The sequence below is a fragment of the Bacillota bacterium genome, assembly GCA_040755295.1.
Classification (GTDB): domain Bacteria; phylum Bacillota; class Desulfotomaculia; order Desulfotomaculales; family Ammonificaceae; genus SURF-55.
Window position 1 is genome coordinate 36,922 of the sequence record JBFMBK010000005.1, and the last position, 23,142, is coordinate 60,063.

Here is a 23,142-nt window from a genome sequence, read left to right on the forward strand (position 1 = left end):
TCCCACATTTTGCGCACCGATTTGAGTGCTTGGGGAAAACGGAACACGGAAGGCGTATTGAGAGGCGGTATGTGAGAAGTTGGAAGTTAGGGTGTCGGAATTACGATTCATAATAGCGGGCGGCGGGACGGGGGGGCACGTATATCCGGCCCTCGCGATAGCCCAGGGTCTGAGCGAAGCATTTGAACACTGCAGGGTTCTTTACGTCGGAACCAAACAGGGCTTGGAGGCCGATATCGTGCCGCGGACCGGGCTGCCCTTTCAGACCATAAGCGCTGCGGGGTTCAAAAGGCGGCTGACGGCCCGGAACCTGTGGTCGGCCACGCTCAGCTTTTGGGGCGCCGGGGAAGCATACCGGCTGGTAAGGGCTTTTAAACCAACCGTGGCGATAGGGACCGGCGGCTATGTCTCCGGACCGGTTCTACTGGCGGCTTACCTTGCCGGCGTTCCGGCGCTGATTCATGAACAAAACGCCTTTCCCGGTCTTACGAACAGACTTCTGGCGCGGACCGCGAGGTGTGTGGCGCTGACTTTTCCCGAGGCCATGCGGCACCTCCCGCGCGGCGCCAGGATAAGAGTCACGGGTCTGCCGGTTAGGGAAGAAATCCGGAGGATCGACCGTGAAGAAGCGCGGGCTCGGCTGGGCGCGGGTGCGGAGACCGTACTGCTTTCCTTCGGCGGCAGCCGCGGCGCCCGGCGGCTTAATGAGGCAATGGTGGATGTGGTTAAGGCCTTTTACGGCAGGCCGGGGGTCAGGATTTATCACGCGACCGGCTCCGCCGGGTATGAGACTTTTACACGGCTCCTTGAGCCGGACGGTATAGACACTATGGGGCAGGGGAACATTACCATCGCGCCCTATTTTTATAACATCGCGGACCATCTGGCCGCGGCGGACTTGGTGCTTTGCAGGGCGGGGGCGGCGACAATAGCGGAAATTACATGTGTGGGAAGGCCCGCGGTTCTGATTCCGTACCCGTATGCCGCGGACAACCATCAGGAGTATAACGCGAAGGCCCTCGTAGACAGGGAAGCTGCGGTTATGATAAGAGACGCGCAGCTTACCGGGAAGAGACTGCTCCGGGAGGTTAACGATCTTCTGGACGCGCCGGAACGATTGACCCAAATGGCGAAAAACAGCGCCCGCCTGGGGAAACCGGATGCTTTGGAGCAGATAATCGCGTGTGTAAGGGAGATCGGAAACCTCGGATAAAGCGGTTAGAAGCCCGTGTGATCATTATATGTACAAGCCTGGTAGCATGCTGAGCAGTATTTGCATAAAATACCGTGGGAATGAGCCCTTGGGAGGAGTAATGGTCTAAAATATGGTTAATTTACCTCAAAATGTGCACTTTGTCGGAATAGGCGGCGCCGGTATGAGCGGTCTGGCAGCGCTTCTTCTATCCCAAGGGTACCGGGTTGCGGGATCGGACGCCAAGCCTTCCCGGGTCACAGAGCGTCTGAAGGCCGACGGAGCCGTCTGCTATTCGGGGCACGCAGCAGAAAATCTCGGCGGCGCGGAGCTGGTGGTGGTATCTTCTGCGATCAAAGCCGAAAACCCCGAAGTGGCGGCGGCCAGGCAGCGCGGTATCCCGGTGATACGGCGGGGGGAACTCCTTGCGGAGACGATGCGGGGGTATCGGAGTGTTGCCGTGGCCGGCGCACACGGTAAAACAACGACAACCGCGATGGTGGCGGCGGTTTTAATCGCGGGAGGGCTTGACCCGACCGTTCTGGTAGGCGGGGAGTGGGCGGCGATAGGCGGCAATTTCCGGTTAGGACGAAGCGGCTATTTCGTTACCGAAGCCGACGAAAGCGATGCCTCTTTCCTGCTGCTTTCGCCGGAGGTGGCGGTCGTAACCAATATCGAAAACGACCATCTTGATTACTACGGCGGGATGGATGCCCTGGTGGACGCCTTCCGCGATTTTATCGGCAAGGTCCAGCAGGGCGGCCTGGCGGTGATTTATCGCGACGACACCAGGCAGGCGGAAATCATCGGCGCGGCCAAAGGGCCGATTCTCACGTACGGACAAAATGCGGAAGCGGATTTCCGGGTTGGAGATATCCGGTTTCGCGGCTTGGTCTCGGAGGCGAGCCTGTACCACAAGGAGGAGTACCTGGGACAACTGACGCTGAGTGTCCCGGGGATGCACAATGTTCTGAACGCCGCTTGCGCTGTGGCGGTCGGCCGGTACTTCGGGGTTTCGTTTAATGATGCCGCCTGCGCCCTTGCAGCCTTCCGTTCCGTGAACCGCCGATTTCAGACTCTTGGCAACGTGGGTGGCATCTGGGTAGTGGACGATTACGCGCACCATCCTACCGAGATCGCGGCGACGATCCAAGCGGCGCGTCAACTGAATCCGGGGCGGGTTATCGCCATTTTCCAGCCGCATCGGTATTCAAGAACCGCTCTTCTGCACGAGGAATTCGGGTCGGCTTTCAACGGTGCGGACACGGTGCTGGTCGATGAGATTTACAGCGCCGGTGAAGCGCCGTTACCGGGTGTGACCTCTGAATTAATCCGGGAGGCGATAACCCGGAACCACGGACGGCCGCCGCTGCAGATGCCGGGGAACGACCGTGCGGCCTATCTGGAAAAGATCGTCCGCCCAGGCGATATCGTTATAACCCTGGGTGCCGGAGACATTTTCCAAGTGGGATTGCAGCTTGTCAAATTGCTAGAGGGCCGTTTTTGCGCCTCCCATTACGAAGTCAGCGGGTAAGCTTTCGGAGGTTTTTACCGTCCGGCCTGAAGGTTCCGTCCGCTTTCCCCAATCCGTATTAAGCATGCCTGTTTTTCGGTTGGGAGTAAGGAGGAAGAATGAGATGTCTTACCTGCCAGCAAGTCTTGCAAGCAGGATAAAAGGGAAGATTCTATACGACGAGCCGCTGAAAAACCATACGACCTGGAGGATCGGCGGTCCGGCGGAAGTCATCGTTGAGCCGGCTTCCCGTGAGGACATTGCATTGCTGGCGGATTATTGCAGGACGAATGATCTGCCGCTGATCGTCATTGGAAACGGCTCAAACCTATTGGTGAGTGATTGCGGGTTGAAGGGGGTGGTACTGAGAATCGGCGATGCGCTCGGGCACGTCAGCATCGCCGGCGACAGGATAATCGCTGAGGCCGGGGCAAAACTCGGCCGGGTAACAGCCATAGCCCAGGCGGCAGGATTAGGAGGACTCGAGTTTGCCGTGGGGATACCGGCAACCATAGGCGGCGCCGTTACCATGAACGCGGGAGCCAACGGGGCGGCCATGGCCGATGTAGTGGAGAAGGTGACGGTGATTGATTCCCGTGCCGGTGAGCGGGTGCTGAACCGCAATGAGCTTGATTTTGGATACCGGACGTCCGGGCTGCAGCGTCTACCGGCGATTGTAACGGAAACCACCCTTAAAATGACTCCCAGCAACCCGATCGATATCCGGCGTCGGAGTGAGGAATACTTGCGAAAGAGACGCGGCTCCCAGCCCCTGGATTGCCCTAGCGCCGGCAGCGTCTTCAAAAACCCGCCGGGTGACGCGGCGGGACGTCTGATTGAGTTGGCCGGTTGCAAAGGCTTGCGGGTCGGGGACGCGGCTGTATCCGAGGTGCATGCCAATTTCATTGTCAACCTTGGAAGTGCCCGGGCCGACGATGTGTTATCACTGATTAACAAGGTGCGGGAAATGGTCCAGGCAAAGTTCGGTGTTTGGTTGGAACTTGAGGTGAGAGTAATTGGTGAAAGCGGGGCAGGATGACCGGATGCGTTTTGTCATCAAGGGTCCAAACCGCTTACAGGGAGCGATTAAGGTTAGTGGAGCGAAAAATTCTGCCTTACCCATCCTGGCCGCCAGTCTGTTATGCGACGGGATAAGTGTGATCGAAGGGGTGCCGAGGCTGAATGATATCGCCGTAATGTGCGAAGTGATGCGGCACTTAGGAGTGGAATGCACACGCGAAGGAAAAGATGTTCACGTAGACACAGCAAATCTTCGATTGGAAGAAATATCGGAATCTTTGATGCGGCGTATGCGAGCTTCCTGTTTGGTTTTGGGCCCACTTTTAGCGCGCTTCGGGCGCGTGAAGATCTCTCTGCCGGGAGGATGTAACATAGGTCTCAGACCTATAGACTTACATATAAAAGGGTTGAGGGCGCTCGGGGCGGAAATAAAGGAACGGTCGGGGTACTTAACGGCGGAAGCCGGCAAGCTTGTGGGAACGGAAGTTCACCTCGACCTGCCGAGTGTAGGCGCCACGGAAAATCTTATAATGACGGCTGTTTTTGCAAAAGGTACCACCGTTATCAGAAACGCGGCAAGGGAGCCCGAGATAATCGACCTGCAAAATTTTCTCAACCGGGCGGGAGGGAAAATCCGCGGGGCGGGAACATCCACCATCAGGGTCAGCGGGGTAAAATCGCTGCGCGGGCCGCAGGGGCACCGGGTCGTCGCCGACCGGATTGAAGCGGGCACGCATATTATTGCCGCCGCTCTCACGGGAGGCGAAGTTGTAGTAGAAAACGTCATCCCGGAACACGTAGAGCCTTTGCTGGCAAAACTCCGGGAAGCGGGGGTCGACCTCGATCTGGAGGGTGAATCCATCCGGGTACGGCGGGAGGGGCCGATAAAAGCGGTGGATATACGCACCATGCCTTACCCGGGTTTCCCGACCGACCTGCAGGCGCCGATGTGTGTTTTTCTTGCGGTTGCCAGGGGAACGAGTGTGGTGACGGAGACGGTTTTTGAAAATAGGTTTAAACACATCCCGGAGCTTCGACGGATGGGCGTCGACGTGTACATAGAAGGCCGGGCGGTGGTCATCCGGGGCGTGGAAAAGCTTAGCGGAGCGCATGTTGAAGCCCCCGACCTGCGTGCCGGAGCGGCGCTTGTTCTTGCAGGTCTTATAGCCGATAACGGAACGGTAATCGAGAAAATAGAGCACATCGATCGCGGTTATGAGGAACTGGAATTAAAATACCGGTCACTGGGAGCAGCTATCGAGAGAGTCAGTTAGTTGTTTTGGTGGACGGAAGGTCTATATGGCATTGAAACGGTCGTCTTTAAAAAGACGGCTTTTTCCTGAAATTCTTCGGGACAAGCTGCAGTCGGGGGGGCAGTAGGTAGAAGGTAGTAGGTAGTAGGTAGTAGATAAATCTCCTTGTCTCCGTTCTATATTCTACATTCCGTATTCCATATTCTGGCTTCGGGGGGCGGATCGGGTGAAGAGAAGGTCAAGGGGCAACACTTTGGAAAGCATCTGTTTAGTCATGCTTCTTTTGGTTGCCGGGTTTGTTTTGTTAAACTCTCCTCTTTTTGCCATTCGCGAGGTTGTTGTGGAAGGAAATGAAAGACTGACGGCGAAGCAAATAACCGGTGCCGCCTCAATACCGATCGGAGATAACATTTTCCGGACAAACCTGCGCGAGGCGGCGGCGCGGGTGGAGATCATCCCCGCGGTGAAAGATCTGGAAATCAAGCGATGTTTGCCGGGAAGGGTACTGATCAGGCTCATAGAAAGGAAAGCCGTCGTTCTGGTATCCGGGGAAGACGGCCTGTACGGCTTGGACTACGCCGGGGTATGCATCGGGAGGTTCGATGCTGCTTCGACGCTCCCGGTGCTTACCGGGGCGGGTATAGCGCCTACACCGGGAAAGCGTCTTAGAACGGCAGGATTCCGGACCGCGGTGACGGTGCTTAAGTCCTTGAGCAAGACACTGATCCCGTCTCTAGCGGAAATTCATGTGACCCCTATCAAAACTGTTGAGGCTTACACCACCGAAGGTGTCAAAATATGTTTGGGTTTGCCGGAGGACTTGCCCGAGAAGGACCGGGTCCTTTGCAGCATACTAAAGACGGTGGGCGACCGGAAGATTTTATACATTGATCTTAACGTGGCAAAACGTCCCGTAGTTAAGTTTGTCACCCAGGGGGTTAAGGACGTTGCGGGTAATTCACCTCACAATGATGCTGGTGGCCCTCTTTCTGGGCCTGATGATCGCGGTTCAGTATCGGCTTTCCCGCGAGATTGAGCGAACGGTTCCAATCCAGCGGGTACAAAGGTTGACGTCGGAAGTGCTTGCGGCGCGGCAGGAAAGGGACCGGTTGCAGGCACGGGTTACCGGGCTCCGCAACGAGCTTGACGAGGCGACAACCCAGGCCGGCCTTAAACCGATGAAGGATAAGCTCGCCGGGTACCGGATTGAGGCCGGGTTGGTACCGGTAACCGGCCCAGGTGTTGAGGTGACCCTCAGCGACAGCAACGCTGTTCTTCAACCGGGACAGAACCCTAATCTATACGTGCTTCATGATGAAGACGTGCTGCGGGTGCTGAACGAATTGCGCGCGGCCGGGGGCGAGGCCCTGGCCATAAACGGCGAGCGTTTGCTTTCCACCAGTGAGGTCAGGTGCATCGGCCCGACCATTTTAGTCAATAAGGCCAGACGGGTAGCAGCTCCGTTTATCATCACCGCCATCGGAGACCCGGACACGATGATTAACTCCCTTAAGATGAGGGGCGGGGTGGTTGATACCCTCCAACAGTTCTGGGGCATCCAGGTCTCCATCCGAAAATTGGCGCAGGTTACGATTCCAGCCTACAAGGGGAGCCGGGAGTTCACCCACGCGCATCCGGTCGGCGGAGGGGTGAAGCCGTGAAAAAACGTTACACGATCGCCTTGATAGCCCTGGTATTGGGCTTTATGATCACGCTGCAGTTTCGCACTACCAACCGCGCTGCCGAGCCCGGCGTTCCTCTTGACCGCGCCAACGAATTAGCCCGGGAACTCAAGGATTTGGCCAGGGAGCGGGCGGGGCTTGAGGCGGAGGCGAATGATCTTGAAAGAAAGTTGTCCCGCACGCGTCTCGGGTATACCCAGGCCAAGGAAATACTAAAGGCCGAGGTGAATGACGCGGCTGCTGTGGCCGGGATGACCGCTGTTGAGGGGCACGGGGTAATGGTGACAATAACCAACACGAGTGAAAGTGCCGCGCCGGGTGCGATCTTCACCTTTCGCGACGAGGATCTTCTGAAGCTGGTAAACGAGCTGCGTGCCGCAGGGGCCGAGGCCATAAGTATCAACGGGCAGCGCCTTATCTCCATATCGGAGATCCGTCTTGCGGGTTCCTTTATCATTGTAAACACGCAGAAGATAACGGCGCCTTACGAGATCCTCGCCATAGGTGATTCAGCTGCGCTCAGGAGCAGCCTCGAGATCCGGGGGGGGTTGGTTGAAACTCTGCGCGACTGGGGAATGAACGTTACAGTGGAGCCGAAGAACAGAGTGGAGATCCCGGCTTATAAGGGTTCATTGCGTTATGAATTCGCGAAACAGGTTAAAGAAGGATGACAAAGGAACAACTATTCCGGCAATGCGTTTTGAAGCGCTGAGGGGGGTCCGGTATGTGGATCGGGTTCTGGCTGGCGATAATAGGTCTTGTAATTGGAGCCGTGATTGGGCTGAAGGTGCCGCTTGTTTTTCCCCAGGCTTACGGTAAGTATATGGGGTTAGCGGTACTTGCGGCGCTGGACTCGGTGTTCGGCGGGGTACGCTCCTCGATGGAGGACCATTTTGATAATGTAATCTTTATCAGCGGCTTCTTCAGTAACGCGCTTCTCGCCGCCGGCCTGGTCTTTATCGGCGACCGTCTCGGGGTGGAGCTTTACACGGCGGCAATTGTGGCCTTTGGGGTGCGATTATTCCAGAATCTAGGAATCATACGCCGCCATCTCATGAATAAAGCAAATAAAACAAAAAAGTAAAAATTGTCGTTTTTAGAAAAGGGAAATCGATACCGGGCGTGGAATCTTCAACTTTATACAGTTGGCTGATTAGTTTTACAATTTCATTTCATCCGGCCTGGATTACGCCCATTTCGGAGGGGAGGACGATCCGTGATTGATGTCGAAATCGATCTGGACAAATTTGCAAACATTAAGGTGATTGGCGTCGGTGGCGGCGGCAATAATGCCGTAAACCGGATGATTTCAGCTGGGGTAAGAGGAGTCGAATTTATCGCTGTTAATACCGATGCGCAGGCTTTAGCTATGTCCCAAAGCCCGAACAAGATCCAGATCGGTGCGAAGCTGACCAAGGGTCTGGGTGCAGGCGGAAATCCGGAAATCGGAGAGAAAGCGGCGGAGGAAAGCAGGGAAGAAATCGCTACGGGAATTAAGGGAGCGGACATGGTTTTCGTCACCGCCGGGATGGGTGGCGGAACGGGAACCGGTGGAGCGCCTATTGTGGCGGAACTGGCAAAAGAAAACGGAGCCCTTACCGTTGGCGTGGTGACACGCCCTTTCGCTTTTGAAGGACGTAAAAGACAGCTCCAGGCTGAAACGGGAATAAGCAAGCTGAAGGAGCGGGTCGATACCCTGATTACCATCCCCAACGACCGGCTTCTTCAGGTTATCGATAAGAACACCTCGATGATCGAAGCCTTCCGTATAGCCGATGATGTGCTGCGGCAGGGGGTACAGGGCATCTCCGATCTAATCGCCGTCCCCGGTTTGATTAATCTTGATTTTGCCGACGTGCGCACCATAATGAAAGACGCAGGCTCCGCCTTGATGGGCATCGGTGTGGCGCGCGGGGAGAACAGGGCGGTGGAGTCGGCCAGGATGGCGATTTCGAGCCCGCTGCTCGAAACAACGATCGAAGGGGCCAGGGGGATTCTCCTAAACATGACCGGTGATTCAAGCATGAGGCTGCTTGAGGTCAACGAGGCCGCACAAATCATCGCCCAGGTGGTTGACGCTGAAGCCAATATCATCTTCGGAGCGGTCATCGACGAGAGCCTGAACGATGAGGTGCGGGTAACGGTTATAGCTACGGGTTTCGATGTCAGACAGGTTTCGGAGGCGATGGATTTCGACCTGAAGACAACCGTAAGCCAGCAGCATGAAGACCTCGATATCCCTGTATTTCTGCTCCGGCGGTCAGGAAAATAAACTAACGAAAAAAGCAAAAAGGCAGCGTATCCAAACGTAAAGCTTTAACTACGATTTTACATCTTTCACAACCCCGGCTTGATACAATCAAAGCCGGGGTTGCGCTTTGAAAAAAGCCTTTCGTTTTTGCCGTTACTCCTCTCATAAAACCCATACAAGCAGCATACCTTTTTAGAGATTCCTGGGAGAACGCCTTATTAAGGAGCGGGAGGTGTGAAGTCAGAGGCTTGAAGCCTTCGCGGGGAGTAACTATTCAACCGCGTAGTGTTTCTCTGACCCAGCACTCAAATATACACTACGACTTACGCCATCGTTATCGAGTGAGTTGAGTGCCGGGCGGCGAGATGCAAGCAGAACGCGAAGCCGGCCTGGGAGAGTATTGCAAAATACCTTAACCCAGAGAAAGACAACTTAACGGCTTTCGGCACCCAGAATAGGAAAGGTTCCAGGGGGCTACGAAAAACAACCCGGCACTCAACGAAGGATGAGGAAGTACGTTTGCCTGGTATTCAGTTACCCATGGAACCAACTAAGCTTTCGGTGCCAAATTGAGTACTGGGGGAAAGCGAAGCCGGGCGGCGTGGAGCGTACAATATTAGAGGTTGGAAGCCAGAAATCAGAGGTCAGACTCAACGGAAGAATTCGTAACAGCGAATTCTTCCAAGAAATCCGACTTCTTACCTCCTGCATCCGACATCTGAAATGCGCAGCATATCGGTGCGCCCGACGACCGGGACACTTCAATTGTTACCGCGGGAATTCGCGGTTGAATCTCTTTAAAATCGACCTCTGACCTTAACCCCGACTTTCTGCCCGTCATTCTTGTTCGGCGGGCTGCCGGGATTTTCTAGTTGAAAGCGGGCGAGTGTCAAATGAATGGGTATACCGTTTACGTCGATGAGCTTCTAGCAAACAACATGTTGATGAATTACGCCATACTACACCTCACGGCTAAACTGGCGGGATTGCCGTATCGGTTTCTGCGCCTTATTACCGCGGCGACAGTCGGCTCGTTGTACGTGATGTTTATTTTCTTTCCCGAAGGAGGCCGGATTTTTAACTTTTCCGGGAAGCTCGCGCTTTCTGCTTTGGTGGTGCTCATCGCTTTCGCGCCGCTTTCATGGCGGCGTTTTCTCGGTGCCTGGGCGCTTTTCTTTGGAGTTTCATTCGCGATGGGGGGAGTGGTCCTCGGCATTAACAGCCTTGTCGGGGGCACGGCGGCGGAAGGCGGACTAAACGACTACGCATATCTATGGCCCGGTATTCTTATCGCCCTTATACTGGTGGTGGTTGCCGGGACGAAAGGCGCCTTTCTGCGCCGGAGGTTGGCGGAGGGTTTTTTCAGGGTTCCTATCACCATCCGTATGGGCTTGAAGAAGGTTGAACTGGAAGCTCTGCTGGACACCGGCAACCAGCTCATAGACCCGGTGAGCCGTTATCCGGTGGTAATCGCCGAGTACGATTCCGTCAAAGACTTTATGCCTCCCGAGCTTCGAGAAGCCTTAGAAGCACGTTTTGAGCCTGATTTTTCCGCCATCGGCACCAAAATTGAAGACCCCGGCTGGGCGACACGCCTGCGGCTGATCCCGTACCAGTCCCTCGGGAAGCGCGGCGGCCTGCTCATCGGTTTTAAGCCGGATGCGGTCGAGGTGGTTTACGGAGGAAAGGTGGTCCGGATTAAACGGGTGGTGGTGGGGATTTACCGCCACCGCTTAAGCCCGGAGGCGAAGTACAACGCCCTTCTTCACCCGCGGCTGGTTGACGCTTTGCTTTAAAAGTACAAGGTTCAAGGTTCCAAGTTCCAAGTTAGGCTGATGGTGATGGACCTTTCGTCATCATTCATCATTTACAGATAGGAGTTGGCCATGCGGCCGGGCGCAGTTCCACCAGAAATGATGAAAATAGCAGTAATTCAGGCAGCTTTCTATAGCAGCAAACCTCACTCTGAACTTAAAACTGTAAACCAATTTCGAGGGAGTTCCTTGCTACGATCCATCGTCGCTACCGGGAATGAAAACCAATTGCTTGTGCTTCGGCCTTTTATAAACGTTGAACGTCTTTTTATAGGGAGGGATTCCGACTTGTTAGACCGTATCTTCTGGCGGGTCAGGCTTTTCATCCTGCGTTGTTTCATCCGTATCGGCTGGCGCCGGCCGGGGTATTACGTAGGCGGGCCGGAGTTGCTGCCGCCGCCCCTGAGCGTCGACGAAGAAGTGATTCTGCTCGATAAACTGGAAACCGGGGACTTTACGGTCCGCAACACCCTCATTGAAAGGAACCTGAGGCTGGTTGTGTACATTGCGCGCAAATATGAAAGCACCGGCGTAAACGTAGAGGACCTGGTTTCCATCGGGAGCATCGGCCTGATCAAGGCGGTTAACACCTTCAACCCGCAGCGCAAGGTAAAGCTGGCCACTTATGCCTCGCGGTGCATCGAAAACGAGATCCTTATGCACCTGCGCCGGCAGTCACGAATCCGGCAGGAGATTTCCTTCGACGAACCTCTAAATACCGACTGGGACGGCAACGAACTGCTCCTGTCGGATATACTGGGGACCGACATCGACATCACATCGAGAAGGATCGAAGAAGAGGTCGACCGTAGGGTCCTCCGCCTTGCTCTCGAACGTCTCAGCGGGCGCGAGCGGGTGATAATGGAACTGCGCTTCGGGCTCCACAGCGGTGAAGAAAAAACGCAAAAAGAAGTCGCGGACCTGCTCGGTATTTCGCAGTCTTACATCTCGCGTCTCGAGAAGCGGATAATCAAACGTCTGCGGAAGGAAATGTGCCGTTTGGCTTAGATGATGCTTTGGCCGAAGCAGGGTTTCAAAACGGGTGGCGGTCTCTCGGGGTACGCTGCGGCCCCCGGGCGGAGCCTCCATCTACTACCCTACTACTTACTACCTACTGTCTACCGGTTTCAAATACCGTTCCCTGTTGTTAAGAAAGTCCTTGTAAAGCTTGAAGTAGTCCGTTTCCTCATAGTCAACCTGTTTTACCGGCACGTGGTTGAAACTGAATATGGCGGCCCCGGGCAGCGCAAGGAGAATGGGCGAGTGGCTGGCGATGATGAATTGAGCCTTTCCCGTCCGGCTAGTCTCGACCAGTATCTCCAGCAGTTCCAGTTGCTTCCTCGGGGACAGGGCGGTTTCAGGTTCGTCCAGAAGATAAAGCCCCTTGATCTGATACCGGCTCTTGAAATAGGACATGTTGCACTGGCCGTGCGATTTGGTTACCAGGGACTCGCCGCCGAAGTACTTGAGCATACCCGGATCTGCCGCCGCCCACTCGTCCAAGATAAGCGCAAAATCCCTGAATATCTCCGACGCGAAAAAGGAGCCGGGAACCGGTCCTTCCGCCCACTGCACATCTATATACCTGTACAGTTCCTCGGCGTATTTATTGGCGTGAAAGCGCCTTCTTTCAACGTCCTTCCAGATATGAATGCTGCATTTTTGGGTTACGGCCTTCAGCAGGGTGGATTTCCCGGTGCCGTTTTCCCCTACGAAAAACGTTACCGGGGTCTTGAACTCAATGCTCTTCGTCAGGTTTAAAACCGGGAGGCTGAACGGGTAGCATTCTTTCGTCGGGAAGCTTTCGGGATAAATGGTCAGTTTGGTAAGGTGCATGGGTCCCTCTCTTCCTCGATAAATTCCAAATTTCCGCCTTTGGACCTTCGACTCGTGGCGTGTGATTTCCTACATCGTTATTCTTTCACCGGAGATGGTCAAAAACCCTCCTTATCCTAGATGTTCTTTGGGTGTGCCGATTACTAACGCGGGCGGCGATGGTCGTTACGTTGAATAACCCGGTATTATTTGCTTTGAATTACAAAGAATAAAATCATGGGAAGACCCTTTTTCTATTGACAGTGCCTTGAACGAAGTAAACCCCGGGTTGCCGAGCAACAACCCTTAACTTTAAAAACGGGCAGGATGTCATGGAGGACGATAAACAAATGGACAGGTTCTTCCGGGGACTCGTGGCGGGAATCGCCGGAGGCGTGTTGATGAATGTGTGGGATCTGACCACCTACTATCTGCTGGGTCTGCCCATATTGCGCTATCTCGACTGGGCGAGCGTTATCCTGTTCGGAGACCTGCCCCAAACGCATTTCCAGGCCGGGTACGCCTTAATCGTTCAGATACTGTGGGTAGGCCTGCTGGGTGTCGTCTTCGCTTATGCCCTGCCTCAGACAACCTCCCGGGGTTATCTTCTCAAGGGGGCCTTTTACGGGATTATACTAGGTTTCTTCGTTTACGCTATACCCGTCCTGCTCGAAACACAATACCTCTCTGATTTCACAACCGCTACGGTGCTAGCGAACCATTCCGGCGGCCTGCTGTGGGGGTTGACTTTGGCGCAGACACTGCGCCGGCTGGAAAGCAACCCGAGAGCCGAGACATAGACGTCCACGGAGTGAAGTGGCAACTTACGAGTCTTGGTTAAGAGGGTCACTGGACTTTGGCTGGTGGGGTATGTCGGGTATAACTATTTAGATTTCCCGGTCATCGGGTGTAGCAACCGTCAGGTTTTTGGGAAAAACTCCTGTATGGTTTTTCTTACTTCTTCAATCCAGGTTTTTCTTTGCGCAAGGGTACTGGTAACCACCACCCCGAACATTTTCCGGTGGAAGCGTTCCACCCCGCACAGGACGAAAACGCAGTTCTTCCACAGCGTTTCGAGCGGGTCGCCGAAAACCTTCAGTTCCCGTTCTTCGGGGGTGTTCGAGGTGTTGAAGACCAGGGCGCACCTTGCTTTCAAAAGCCCCACCGGCACTCCTTCGCCGTTGTCGCCTTCCAGGAACTCATAAGCCACACCCGGCCGGATCACGCGGTCGACCCAGCCCTTGAGGATCGCCGGCGGCTGGCCCCACCAGTTGGGATGGACTATCACGATTCCCTCCGCCTGGGAAATCTCGTCGCAGTGCTTCTGTATCACCGGGTCAAGAGGGGCGTCTTTGGGTATCTCCCGGCCCGGCAGGACGGGGTCGAACCCTTCCGCGTACAGATCGTGAAAAATAACCTCGTGACCGCCGGCCTCAAGGGTATGGACGACGGTTTCCGCTATGGCGTGGTTGAAACTGCCTTCTTCCGGGTGCCCCAGAATGACCGATATCTTCAATGATTCAACCCCTTACGCTTTATATTGTTCTTCGGGCGGCCAGCCCGCCGGCGTTTTACTTCTTCACTTTTCGCCCAGGATAAGAAAGACTTTTCGTTTGAAGAACAGTCCGCCGTCGGCGACGATGAAGTATTCCGAAATCCTTTTGTCCTTCAACCCGGATTCCAGCAACCTTTCCACCCTTGCCGTACCATCTTCAGACTGGCAGGCGTGACCGAGATAGTCCGCGAAGTTCAGTTCCACTTCGACCTCGAATTCGTCCAGAATGCTCAAGTTATTGGCTTTGAAGAGGTTAACGATAGATTCTTTAGATAAAGCCGTGTTGTGGCTTAGATCGATCTCCTTTTCCAGGCGTTCGAAGAAATCGTTGACCCTCCGGTCTTTGTACGAAACTATGTCCTGAATGCTCACTCTTCCGCCGCCTTCGCAGCATCGCACCATTTCCCTGAAAACCTGGTCGTAATTGCTCATATGGTGAAACGCCGACTTGCAGATCACCACCGAGCAGGAACCGTCATCGCAGGGAATCTTTTCGACATCGTGGCAGATGAATCTTACATTAACCGGGCGGTCCCGTGCCGCCTGTTCCGCCGCTATCTTGATCATATTTTCGGAGATGTCTATACCCTGAACCGATTTTATTTTACCGGCGCAGAATATCGCGAATTCTCCGGTCCCGCAGGCGACATCCAGGAGCGTATCGTCCTTTTTCATTCTACAGAACTCAAAATACCGGCGCATGTACTCCCGGTTCCGGGTGACGGACCAGTTGCTGAATCTCTCCGCCTGCCTGTTGAACTGCTTCTTGATAATTTCATTTAACAAGGTCGTTACCTCATAAGGCTTGCTCAGTAGCTTCGCAAGACGTATTCTTTAAACATCGGCTCCACAAACCTGTACTTGCCACGGCCTTTTTTCTCGATAACGGCTTTCACTATAAGCTGATCGGTCACTCTTTTGATTTCATTCGGGTGATGCTTTTCCTGGTAAATATTTTCTTCTGCTGCGAGGCTGCGAAGGACCTCGCGGACAAGCGGATTTTTTCCGATATCGTCAAGTATTTCTTCGAAAACGGGTGCCAGACTTAGCATGGCTCGTTCGTAGGCGATCTCGACCGTCTCGCTTAAAAGGCGCTGTTCTCCCAAAAGCGTGTAGTACGCTTCTGAGCAGAGGAGCATCGTGTCTTGCGGATGTCCACCGGTTAACCGGATCATTTTTGTCAAAACGTTGTCGTGCTGTATCTTAATGTGCCTTTCCTGTTGGTAAAGGAGATTGTAGAATCAGGTTAATCGCTCCTGAGCCAGCGCTGCAAAAGCGAGCGGGGAATGCAGGACATCTTTCTGGTTAGGTGCTCCTTTGAAAGCGGAATAAACGGCGGTTACCAGGCCGGGTAGCGCCGTCAGGGCTGACACGGCGTCGCCGGCGGCTACGGCCCGTGCGCCGGGCATGGCGGCGGCCAGAAGCCCGCACAGGGTTCCAAACACTATCCGGGGCCATTTTCTCTCATGCATGCGCGTTCTGATTTCACCTAACTCCTCCTGCAACTCGTCTTTAAAGAGGCGGACTTTGTAATCTGCCAAGTTTTTATCGGCGATGAGGGCAACGTCGGCCAGGAATGATTCAACGCGCCTCCGGAATCGGGGAAGCAGGTCAGCGTATCGCGACTTGAATTCGGCGAGTTCCTTAACCGGGATTCCTCCAGCGGGTGCCGGGAGGATCCCGTCGAGCACGCGCATGCGAAGCTGGTCGAGAAGGGACGCCGGACTGAGGAGACGTTCTGGGGGCTGCTCGAGAATATTGGAAGGGTCTCGGCGCGATCCGTTATCGGGTCCATCTGTAAATCTTCCAGTTTACCGAGAACCGAAGCTAAGTAGGCCATAAAAAGGTCGGCCGTAAGTTTCTCCACTTCATACCACGGATACTCCGCCGGCCTTGCCAGCCCCTTATCGTAAAGCGTATCCGCGAGCGCGTCGCCGGATTTTTCTATGTGTATCCGCCAGGTTTTACCGCGCTGCAAGGCGGCGCCGCGGCGCTCCGTGATAACCGGGTTTCGGTTAATAAGCTCGAGAAAGGCCTCCCTGAACAGGGGTATTTTTTCGGTATACGCAACAGGGACCACGGGTTTGACGAGTTCAGCCTGACATCAATTCGCACATGTAAGTCCCGAGCTTCTCCGAACGTTGAAGGTACTCAGATGGAACGATGGAACCCACTTTATCCCAATACCAAAAGTACCCGCGTGAACCAGTCGTTCTCCGGAAACCTTATATACGGAAAATAAAGCACCTTGTCCGCCATCCTCGTTGCCCTCCAGCCAGTAATGACGGCTGCAAGGTTTTTTTCTACGACCCCCCTGATATTCCTGCAACCATTCGGCAAAATTATGATAAACCGCAAGGGATATTGCTGCTAAAGCCCGGAGCATTATTTTGGATCCCAGTAAAGCGTGTATATCGGGAGTGTATAGTTTCAGTAGGTAAAAGAGGAGGTCATAAAGAAATGAGACCTCAAGCGGTTGCATAAAAGCAGCCCTCCCAGCCAAAGGAGTTGAGGTCTCGTGGTTAATGTTCGATGTTTGGCAGATGCAGTCCTGCATTTAACGGAAGGTTTTAGCGAAGTTGTAGGTTCAGTTAGTAGCTTTGAGGAGTTGGAAGAAAGGGTCCAGGGTTTGGTGCAAAGGGTGTCTTTGATGATAATGGCCGAAGTTTTAGAGGAAATAGATAAGAAGCTTTTGGCGGAACGGGATCAGAAGACGCTTGAAAATGTAGGGTTACGTAAACGAAGTATCGTGACGAGTTTTGGAGAATTGAGCTTCAGGCGCAGACTGTATCGTGAAACCAAGACGCAGGAATGCCGATTTTTGTTGGATGAAACGCTGGATTTGGGCGAGAGGAAGCAGATAAGCCCGCGCATGAGCAAGATAATGATCAAGTTGGGGACGGAAATGCCTTTTAGGCGGGCAAGCCGCTTGTTAGAGTATATAGCACCTGGGGTACATGCAATGACGGTTTGGTCGGCAGTCCAACGGGCGGGCCGGATGGTAGCAGAGGAAGCAAAGGCTTCGCGGACAGCGGTGTTTAAACATGGGGAAATACCATTGGGGAAGAAAACTACGCGAGAGTTGTTTATCGAAGCCGATGGGGTTATGATCCGGCAGCAGCGTGCGAAAGCCTGTGTTGGTGAAGTCAAGCTTGTTGTAGGATATGAGGGTAAAGAAGGGAAGCCCCGACGCTTGGTGAACCGTCATAGCGTGGCGGGGTTGACGAATGGTGAAGCAATTTGGGAAGAGGCCAGCGTATTGTTTGGCAGTGAGTGGGCGCTGGACGGAATAGAAGAGGTGCGGATTGGCGGGGATGGTGCCAGGTGGATTAAGGAAGGTGGAAAAGCCTTTTTCCCACAAGCCAGTTATCATTTGGACCGGTTTCATTTACGGAAAGGACTAACCGAAGCGCTATCTTTCTGCAGTAAATGTTATAACGAAGCAGCTGAAGGCATAGCGACAGGTGATCGTGAAGTTGTACTATCTGCTTTAGAGCAGGCTCTAAAGCAGGCGCCTGGCCGCCCGGCAAGGAAACGAATACGGCAATTGAGGAAGTACCTCTTAGAAAACTGGGAAGGGATCGCCTCGCTGCCGGAAAATGAGAGGCTGGGGACCATTGAAGGGCAGGTTCGCCATACGATTACCCGGCGAATGAAACGGATAGGGGCACGGTGGACCCCTGAAGGAGCCGACCGTATGGCCCGTCTTTTGGCGGTGCGGGCTAACGGAAAACTCGGTGACTATAATAAAGCCGGCCGCAATTATCGTCAGGACATCTTTAAGAGAATTATGCCTCCCACGGCCATAGCAAAATCTTTAAAAGCAGCTTGTGGAGAGTATGTGGATTGGCTGGCAGCAGAAGTCCCGGCTTTACAAGGACCTTTCGCTGGAAAACCGTGGGTCAAGCATGTCTTACGGGAACTTACCTCAGTAAGGTGGTCCCTCCAAGGCTGAGGGTTACCTCTATAATTTAAATCTGGGAGGCTCACCTACTGAATCTTGACACGGCCGTGTATATCGGTGGAACTTGACAGATATATCAAATAGATATATAATGGCCTTATACCAATTTGATATGGAAGAGGTACGATGATTGAATTGCCGATTCTGGGCCTGCTTAAGGACGGGCCGTTGCACGGCTACGAGCTGAAGCGCCGGTTGGAGAGTATCGTCGGCTACTTCGGCAGGGTCAGCTACGGTTCTCTTTATCCCATGCTCAGAAAGCTGGAGGAGCGCGGCTGCGTTAGTAAGACGGTAGAAGAGCGGCCAGGTAAGAGGCGCGTCACTTACCGGATCACGCCTGAGGGGGAGGTACGCTTCGTGGAGTTGTTACGGGACCCTGGCGTTTCCTTTGGCCTGAAGATGCTGTTCTTCCGGAACATCCCGCCCTCGGACCGCAAACGGCTGCTGGAGCGGCAGCGTGATGAATGGGCGCGCAAGCTAAAAGAGCGCCGGTGTGTCCGGGAGCGAATCGGCAACCGCTCGGTAGACCACTACCGGACCGCGCTCCTGGCGCGGTCCATCGAACACCTGGAGCAAGACATCGCCTGGATTCAGCGTCTCATTGAGGAGGAAAACTGATGAAAAGGTTCGCGGTCACTGAAGACAACTATAAATGGTGGGGCCTGACGGCCATGCTTGTGGGCACATTTACCGTCGTCCTGAGCCTGAGCTTTCTTTTTCCGGCCACCCCGGTCATCATGCGGGACTTCGGTGTTCCTATCGAAGCGGTGGCCTGGCTCAGCCTGGCCTACGCCCTCGGCGCCTCCGTCTTTGAGCCGATGTGGGGCCGGTTGGGGGATATGCACGGACGCAGGCGGAACGCCCTCATCGGGCTCGGCCTCTTCACCGCCGGCGCCTTTGCCTGTGCGTTGAGTCCCGGCATCTGGTTCATGGCGGGCGCCCGTTTCGTCCAGGGCCTGGGCGCGGCGGCGGTCATCCCCATCGGTATGGCCTTCATCGGCGAGAACTTTCCCCACGCGGAGCGGGGCCGTGCCCTCGGGGTATAGGGCATGATTTCCGGCGCCGCCCCGGCCTTCGGCCCGACGCTCGGCGGGTACCTGATCGACTGGTTTGACTGGCGGGCGATCTACTGGGCCAGTGTGCTGTTAGGGCTGGCCGGCATTGCGGCCGTCGCGCTGGTGGTGAAAGAATCGCGCCGGGCGCGGCCGGAGCCCTTCGACCTGCCGGGCTCGGCGCTGCTTTTCCTTGCCGCGGGCAGCTTGCTCGTCGCCCTGAACCAGGGGCGGTCATGGGGTTGGGATTCGGTGTTGACCGTGGGATTTGCCGCGAGCTTCATTTTCTTTTTAGCTCTTTTCATCGCTGTAGAGAGGCGTACCGCGCACCCGGTGGTGGACCTGTCCATCGTGCGCACACGCCTGTTCGCCGCGGCGGGGACCGCCGTCTTTATCTCGTTTCTGGTCTTCCAGGGCGCCTTCTTCCTGATACCGTTTTTTCTCCAGCAGGTGCAGGGCTACTCGGTCGGCCAAACGGGCCAGCTCGTCATGCCCCTGTTTCTCGGGATTATGGGCGCTTCGCTGCTGAGCGGCCGGATGAGCGACTGGACCGGGGCGCGGCTGCCCGCCGTGCTGGGAGCGTCGCTGACATCCCTTGCCCTTTACCTCCTGTCGCTGGTACACCGCGAAACGAGTTACGCCTTTTTGCTGGCGGTGATGGCGGTTCTCGGCGTCGGTATCGGCGCAATGCTGCCGCCCCTCTCGCGGGCGGTTACGGGCGATGTGCCGTTGCGCCGAATCGGGGCGGCGAGCGGTATTTTCAACATGGTGCGCAACCTCGGCGGTCCCTTCGGCGTTGCCGTCGCCGCGACCGTCTTTGCCCAGCGGACGGCCGATGCCGCCAGGACTTACGTCGCGGAACGCTTGGCCGCGCTGGGGGTTGACCCGCGCTTAATTCACGAACTGCCGCGCTTGCAGGAACTCGTCCGGAATGGCGCTCTCGACCCGGCGCGGCGGCGCCAACTCGGCCTGCTGCGCGAACTCGGCCCCCGGATCCAGGACAGGAGATTCAGGCCGAGGCGCGGCTCCAGGCGCTGCAGTCGGCGTTTACCGACGTGGCGCTGGTGCTGCTGGCCGTCTCGGCGATAGGCATCCTGGCGACGCTGGCGGTGGGCGCAGGGCGGCGAAAGATCACCTGGGCGCCGGATACGCTGGCGATACTGGATCGTTTCCCGGCGGCGCTGCGCGCGCGGGCGCGCTCCGGTTTCGAGAAGGCCGCCGGTAACCGGGGGCTGCGTTTGGTTACACCGGACCTGGTGGTCGAAGTCGGCAGGGGATGGAAGGTCGGACGGCCTGATTAAAAGGCGTAAATATATTTTCTTCCGGCTCGTCCGGGTTGGGAAGAACCCGCCCTATTAGGTGTGGCAATCGCTGCAGTCAAGGCGGGGATCGTTCCAGGAGTTGTACTGTCCGGCGCCGTGGCAATTATAACAGAAGCCGCGGTTGTTCATCCGCAGCAGCGCCGACGTTTCGCCGGTTCCACCCTCGGAACGCGGCCAGCTTGTCGCCCAGCCTTCCATGACGGCGGCGGTGCTGTGCGCCCGGTGGCAACTGAGGCACGCCAACGTATCGGGAGCGCCCTGGTCCTCCAGCGGGGTGCCGGTGCTGATGCCGCCGTCGGCGCCGTCCGGAAGGAAGACGTGGGGCACGTCCATCGGGTGGCGCCATAAGCCGAGGTGCTCGGTCGCGTGTCCGGCTCCCGGGTTGTTATCGAGATCGCAAGTCTTAAACTTGCTGTGGCAGGAGCCGCACCAGGCGGTGCTGCCGCTGATGTAGTCGGTGACCCGGTAGCCGTAAGAAACGCCGGTGGACGCCCGGAGGAATTCTACACCGAGTCCGGTGTACGTGCCATCGAGGACGCTGGTCCGCAGGAGCCGCGGGTTGGGCGCGTCCGGCCCGCCGGCGTGCGGGTCGTGGCAGGAGCTGCATTCGAGGCCGCTGCCGGTCAGCTCGGTTTGACCGCCCGGGATGAAATAGTCGCCTGCCAGGTCGCTTGATTCCAGACCGCCGGTTTCATCGGCGTAACCCCAGACGTTGTGCCGCGAGGTTACCGGTTCATATGTGCCGCCGGAGACGCTGTACTCCTTCCCGGCGTCGGGAATCGTCAGCCTCTCGAAACCGCCCGCGGTCGAGGGATACCAGACGGACCCTACGCCTTCCACGTATCCCTGGATTTTGCCGAACTGAACGTCGTACGGCGCGCTCGTGCTTCCCTGACCGTGGCAGAGGTAACAGAAGTGCGCCTGGGTCGGCCCCGTCTTTAGCAGATTCGGAGATTGGGCGGCGTGGGCGACGTGGCAGCCGGCACAGGCGTCGGTGGTGCTGGAAAAGTTTCCGTGGGTTGCGTTCTCGGTGGCGGGGTTCCAGTAGTCCACGATCAGGCTGTCCTGGTGGCACGTAGAACAACTCATACTAAGCACGCTCGGGTGCGGCGCTGTCGCGTGGCTGCCGGTGTCGTGGCAGGCGTCGCAGTTAGTTTGCTGGTTAGTTACGGCGTCTTTGACCTGCTGCCCGGCGCCGCCGCCGTGGCACGTCAGGCAGTCGTACCGCTGGCCGGTGTCGTCGAGGTGCCGGTAATGTTCCTCGGTTAGACGTGAAAGGTGACAGCATCGGCAGTTTGTCATGTCGGTCGTTGTTTCGTGGGCGGCGGGGAGGTCCGCCGGGTGGACCGGGATTTTATAACTGTACGTCGAGTTGTGGCACTGCTCGCAGCCGGTATAAACGTAGCCGTCATGACCAGCATCATAAGTATCTGAGATTTCCGCTGTCCCGTGCGGAGCCGTTCCGTGGCACTCCCGGCAATCATAGACCGGCTGGCTGCCGCCGTGGCACTTGGCGCAGTTGCTCATGTTTTGGTGGCCCCCGGGATAAGCCGTGTGGCAGTCGGTGCACGCCGGGCTCGGCATGAGCCCGGTGACCATGACGTAGAACGTACAGGTCAGGGAGCTGGACGAACCGGCGGCGTCGTATGCCGTAAGCTGGACGGTGTGGCTGGCGTCGTTTGCCAAAGGCGTTGCCGGCGTGTAGCTCACGGTGCCGCTCCCGGCGTTGTACGAGGCGGACACCTCTACGCCGTCCACCAGCATCTTGTTGCTCGCAACCGTGCCGTTATCCGTTACGTGGGCGGAGATAGCCGGCGTCCGGGTGGTGACGGTGGCGCCGTCGGCCGGAGACGGGTTGCTGAGCTGCGGCGGCGCCGCAACGGTGAAGGACCAGTTGTGCTCCGACGTTTTGCCGTAGGCGTTGGCGATGGAAACAAAGACGGGTGTGTTTCCGTCGGGTAACGACGCAGGCGTATAAGAGATCGTACCTTGAGTATAGTCATAAATCGGGCCGCCCTCATCATAGCCCACAATCTCAAAGCTGAAAGCGGCGCCGACCTGCTGCCCGTTAACCCGCATGATTACGGAAGCACTGTCCAGGTTCACGTTGAGAGGGTCCTGGACGTGTACGCTGATGGCCGGGTTTGCGACATTAACGACGGCGCCGTCCGCCGGCGTCACCGAAGAAAAAGTCGCGGGGGGAATCTGGACGTCAAAGGACCAGGTATCGGTGGATGTTTCCGAGTTGACGTTGGCAATGGAAACAAACACGCTGTAAGACTGTCCGTCCTGCAGCGGCGCCGGAGGCGTGTAGGAAATCGTGCCCCTGGTGTAATCGTCAATAACCCACACAGGGTTATATGGATCGCTGTAATCCCAGTGGCCGGGGTGGGTGATGCCGGCGTCGACCGGTTGCCCGTTAAGCTGCATGATCAAAGAATTATCATCCAGATTTACCGCGTCATCGACGACCACACTGATGGTCGGCTTCCAGACGGTGGTTGTGGGACTGGGCGTTTTATCGGACCAAACCGCCGGGCCCGTGGCCGACGATGCAACCATGACAAAGCCTGCCACTATAACGGTGACTACCCCGACAATAAACAACCACCGTACCGGCAAGGGCAGGGAGCGAAAAATCTTCATAACATTTGTACCTTTACTTTAATAATATACTGATTATTCAATCAATTAACTTTTTAACCTTAC

General features: G+C 56.0%; 22 protein-coding genes and 1 pseudogene. 16 read left to right on the top strand and 7 right to left on the bottom strand.

The window, feature by feature from the left end; all coding sequences use genetic code 11:
• Positions 1–79: 79 nt before the first annotated feature.
• From murG to sigE, 11 genes are all read left to right on the top strand, one after another.
• The gene (gene murG, locus AB1500_05405) at positions 80–1,213 is read left to right on the top strand and encodes an undecaprenyldiphospho-muramoylpentapeptide beta-N-acetylglucosaminyltransferase (GenBank protein MEW6182601.1); all 1,134 of its coding nucleotides are present in this window, start codon (positions 80–82) and stop codon (positions 1,211–1,213) included.
• 112 nt (positions 1,214–1,325) lie between these two features.
• Positions 1,326–2,726: a UDP-N-acetylmuramate--L-alanine ligase gene (gene murC, locus AB1500_05410; GenBank protein ID MEW6182602.1), complete on the top strand. Its 1,401-nt coding sequence runs from the start codon at positions 1,326–1,328 to the stop codon at positions 2,724–2,726.
• Positions 2,727–2,829: 103 nt separating this feature from the next.
• Positions 2,830–3,744, top strand: a complete 915-nt coding sequence (gene murB, locus AB1500_05415; GenBank protein ID MEW6182603.1) for a UDP-N-acetylmuramate dehydrogenase — start codon at positions 2,830–2,832, stop codon at positions 3,742–3,744.
• Positions 3,745–3,748: 4 nt separating this feature from the next.
• Positions 3,749–4,999, top strand: a complete 1,251-nt coding sequence (gene murA / locus AB1500_05420) for a UDP-N-acetylglucosamine 1-carboxyvinyltransferase (GenBank protein MEW6182604.1) — start codon at positions 3,749–3,751, stop codon at positions 4,997–4,999.
• 205 nt (positions 5,000–5,204) lie between these two features.
• Entirely contained in the window at positions 5,205–6,014 is an 810-nt protein-coding gene (locus AB1500_05425) for an FtsQ-type POTRA domain-containing protein (GenBank protein ID MEW6182605.1), read from the top strand.
• Positions 5,926–6,639, top strand: coding sequence for a DUF881 domain-containing protein (locus AB1500_05430; GenBank protein MEW6182606.1), 714 nt, complete (start codon positions 5,926–5,928; stop codon positions 6,637–6,639). Before AB1500_05425 ends, AB1500_05430 begins: the two co-directional genes overlap by 89 nt.
• Positions 6,636–7,331: a DUF881 domain-containing protein gene (locus AB1500_05435; GenBank protein MEW6182607.1), complete on the top strand. Its 696-nt coding sequence runs from the start codon at positions 6,636–6,638 to the stop codon at positions 7,329–7,331. The genes AB1500_05430 and AB1500_05435 overlap by 4 nt, the downstream gene beginning before the upstream one ends.
• Before the next feature lie 53 nt (positions 7,332–7,384).
• A complete protein-coding gene (locus tag AB1500_05440; GenBank protein MEW6182608.1) occupies positions 7,385–7,744 on the top strand; it encodes a small basic family protein in 360 nt (119 codons plus the stop codon).
• 132 nt (positions 7,745–7,876) lie between these two features.
• A complete protein-coding gene (ftsZ, locus tag AB1500_05445; protein MEW6182609.1) occupies positions 7,877–8,932 on the top strand; it encodes a cell division protein FtsZ in 1,056 nt (351 codons plus the stop codon).
• Positions 8,933–9,804: 872 nt separating this feature from the next.
• Positions 9,805–10,707 (top strand): sigma-E processing peptidase SpoIIGA, encoded by a 903-nt coding sequence (gene spoIIGA, locus AB1500_05450; GenBank protein MEW6182610.1) that lies wholly within the window; start codon positions 9,805–9,807, stop codon positions 10,705–10,707.
• 342 nt (positions 10,708–11,049) lie between these two features.
• Complete coding sequence (sigE, locus tag AB1500_05455; protein MEW6182611.1) at positions 11,050–11,733, top strand: RNA polymerase sporulation sigma factor SigE; 684 nt, start codon at positions 11,050–11,052, stop codon at positions 11,731–11,733.
• 99 nt (positions 11,734–11,832) lie between these two features.
• Here sigE and AB1500_05460 read toward each other — a convergent pair whose 3' ends face one another.
• Complete coding sequence (locus AB1500_05460) at positions 11,833–12,561, bottom strand: AAA family ATPase (GenBank protein MEW6182612.1); 729 nt, start codon at positions 12,559–12,561, stop codon at positions 11,833–11,835.
• Positions 12,562–12,872: 311 nt separating this feature from the next.
• Here AB1500_05460 and AB1500_05465 point away from each other — a divergent pair, with 311 nt between their 5' ends.
• Positions 12,873–13,340 (top strand): hypothetical protein, encoded by a 468-nt coding sequence (locus AB1500_05465; protein ID MEW6182613.1) that lies wholly within the window; start codon positions 12,873–12,875, stop codon positions 13,338–13,340.
• A 119-nt stretch (positions 13,341–13,459) separates the two neighbouring features.
• Here AB1500_05465 and AB1500_05470 read toward each other — a convergent pair whose 3' ends face one another.
• The 5 genes from AB1500_05470 to AB1500_05490 form a co-directional block, all read right to left on the bottom strand.
• On the bottom strand, positions 13,460–14,056 hold the full coding sequence (locus tag AB1500_05470; GenBank protein MEW6182614.1) for an NAD(P)H-dependent oxidoreductase: 597 nt from the start codon (positions 14,054–14,056) through the stop codon (positions 13,460–13,462).
• A 63-nt stretch (positions 14,057–14,119) separates the two neighbouring features.
• Complete coding sequence (locus tag AB1500_05475) at positions 14,120–14,881, bottom strand: class I SAM-dependent methyltransferase (protein MEW6182615.1); 762 nt, start codon at positions 14,879–14,881, stop codon at positions 14,120–14,122.
• Positions 14,882–14,904: 23 nt separating this feature from the next.
• Positions 14,905–15,279, bottom strand: a complete 375-nt coding sequence (locus AB1500_05480) for a hypothetical protein (protein MEW6182616.1) — start codon at positions 15,277–15,279, stop codon at positions 14,905–14,907.
• A gap of 57 nt (positions 15,280–15,336) precedes the next feature.
• Positions 15,337–15,567 carry a hypothetical protein gene (locus AB1500_05485; GenBank protein ID MEW6182617.1) on the bottom strand — a complete coding sequence of 77 codons (231 nt, stop codon included), beginning with the start codon at positions 15,565–15,567 and terminating at the stop codon, positions 15,337–15,339.
• A 17-nt stretch (positions 15,568–15,584) separates the two neighbouring features.
• Entirely contained in the window at positions 15,585–16,175 is a 591-nt protein-coding gene (locus AB1500_05490) for a hypothetical protein (GenBank protein ID MEW6182618.1), read from the bottom strand.
• Positions 16,176–16,613: 438 nt separating this feature from the next.
• On the opposite strand from AB1500_05490, the gene AB1500_05495 reads away from it, so the two are divergent.
• From AB1500_05495 to AB1500_05510, 4 genes and pseudogenes are all read left to right on the top strand, one after another.
• Positions 16,614–18,050, top strand: a complete 1,437-nt coding sequence (locus AB1500_05495; GenBank protein ID MEW6182619.1) for an ISLre2 family transposase — start codon at positions 16,614–16,616, stop codon at positions 18,048–18,050.
• Between the two features lie 135 nt (positions 18,051–18,185).
• On the top strand, positions 18,186–18,677 hold the full coding sequence (locus tag AB1500_05500; protein ID MEW6182620.1) for a PadR family transcriptional regulator: 492 nt from the start codon (positions 18,186–18,188) through the stop codon (positions 18,675–18,677).
• A 53-nt stretch (positions 18,678–18,730) separates the two neighbouring features.
• A pseudogene (locus AB1500_05505) lies at positions 18,731–20,200 on the top strand (DHA2 family efflux MFS transporter permease subunit).
• Positions 20,176–20,412: a PCP reductase family protein gene (locus AB1500_05510; GenBank protein MEW6182621.1), complete on the top strand. Its 237-nt coding sequence runs from the start codon at positions 20,176–20,178 to the stop codon at positions 20,410–20,412. The pseudogene AB1500_05505 and the gene AB1500_05510 overlap by 25 nt, the downstream one beginning before the upstream one ends.
• 54 nt (positions 20,413–20,466) lie before the next feature.
• On the opposite strand, the gene AB1500_05515 is transcribed toward AB1500_05510, so the two are convergent.
• On the bottom strand, positions 20,467–23,079 hold the full coding sequence (locus tag AB1500_05515; protein ID MEW6182622.1) for an Ig-like domain-containing protein: 2,613 nt from the start codon (positions 23,077–23,079) through the stop codon (positions 20,467–20,469).
• Between the last annotated feature and the right edge of the window lie 63 nt (positions 23,080–23,142).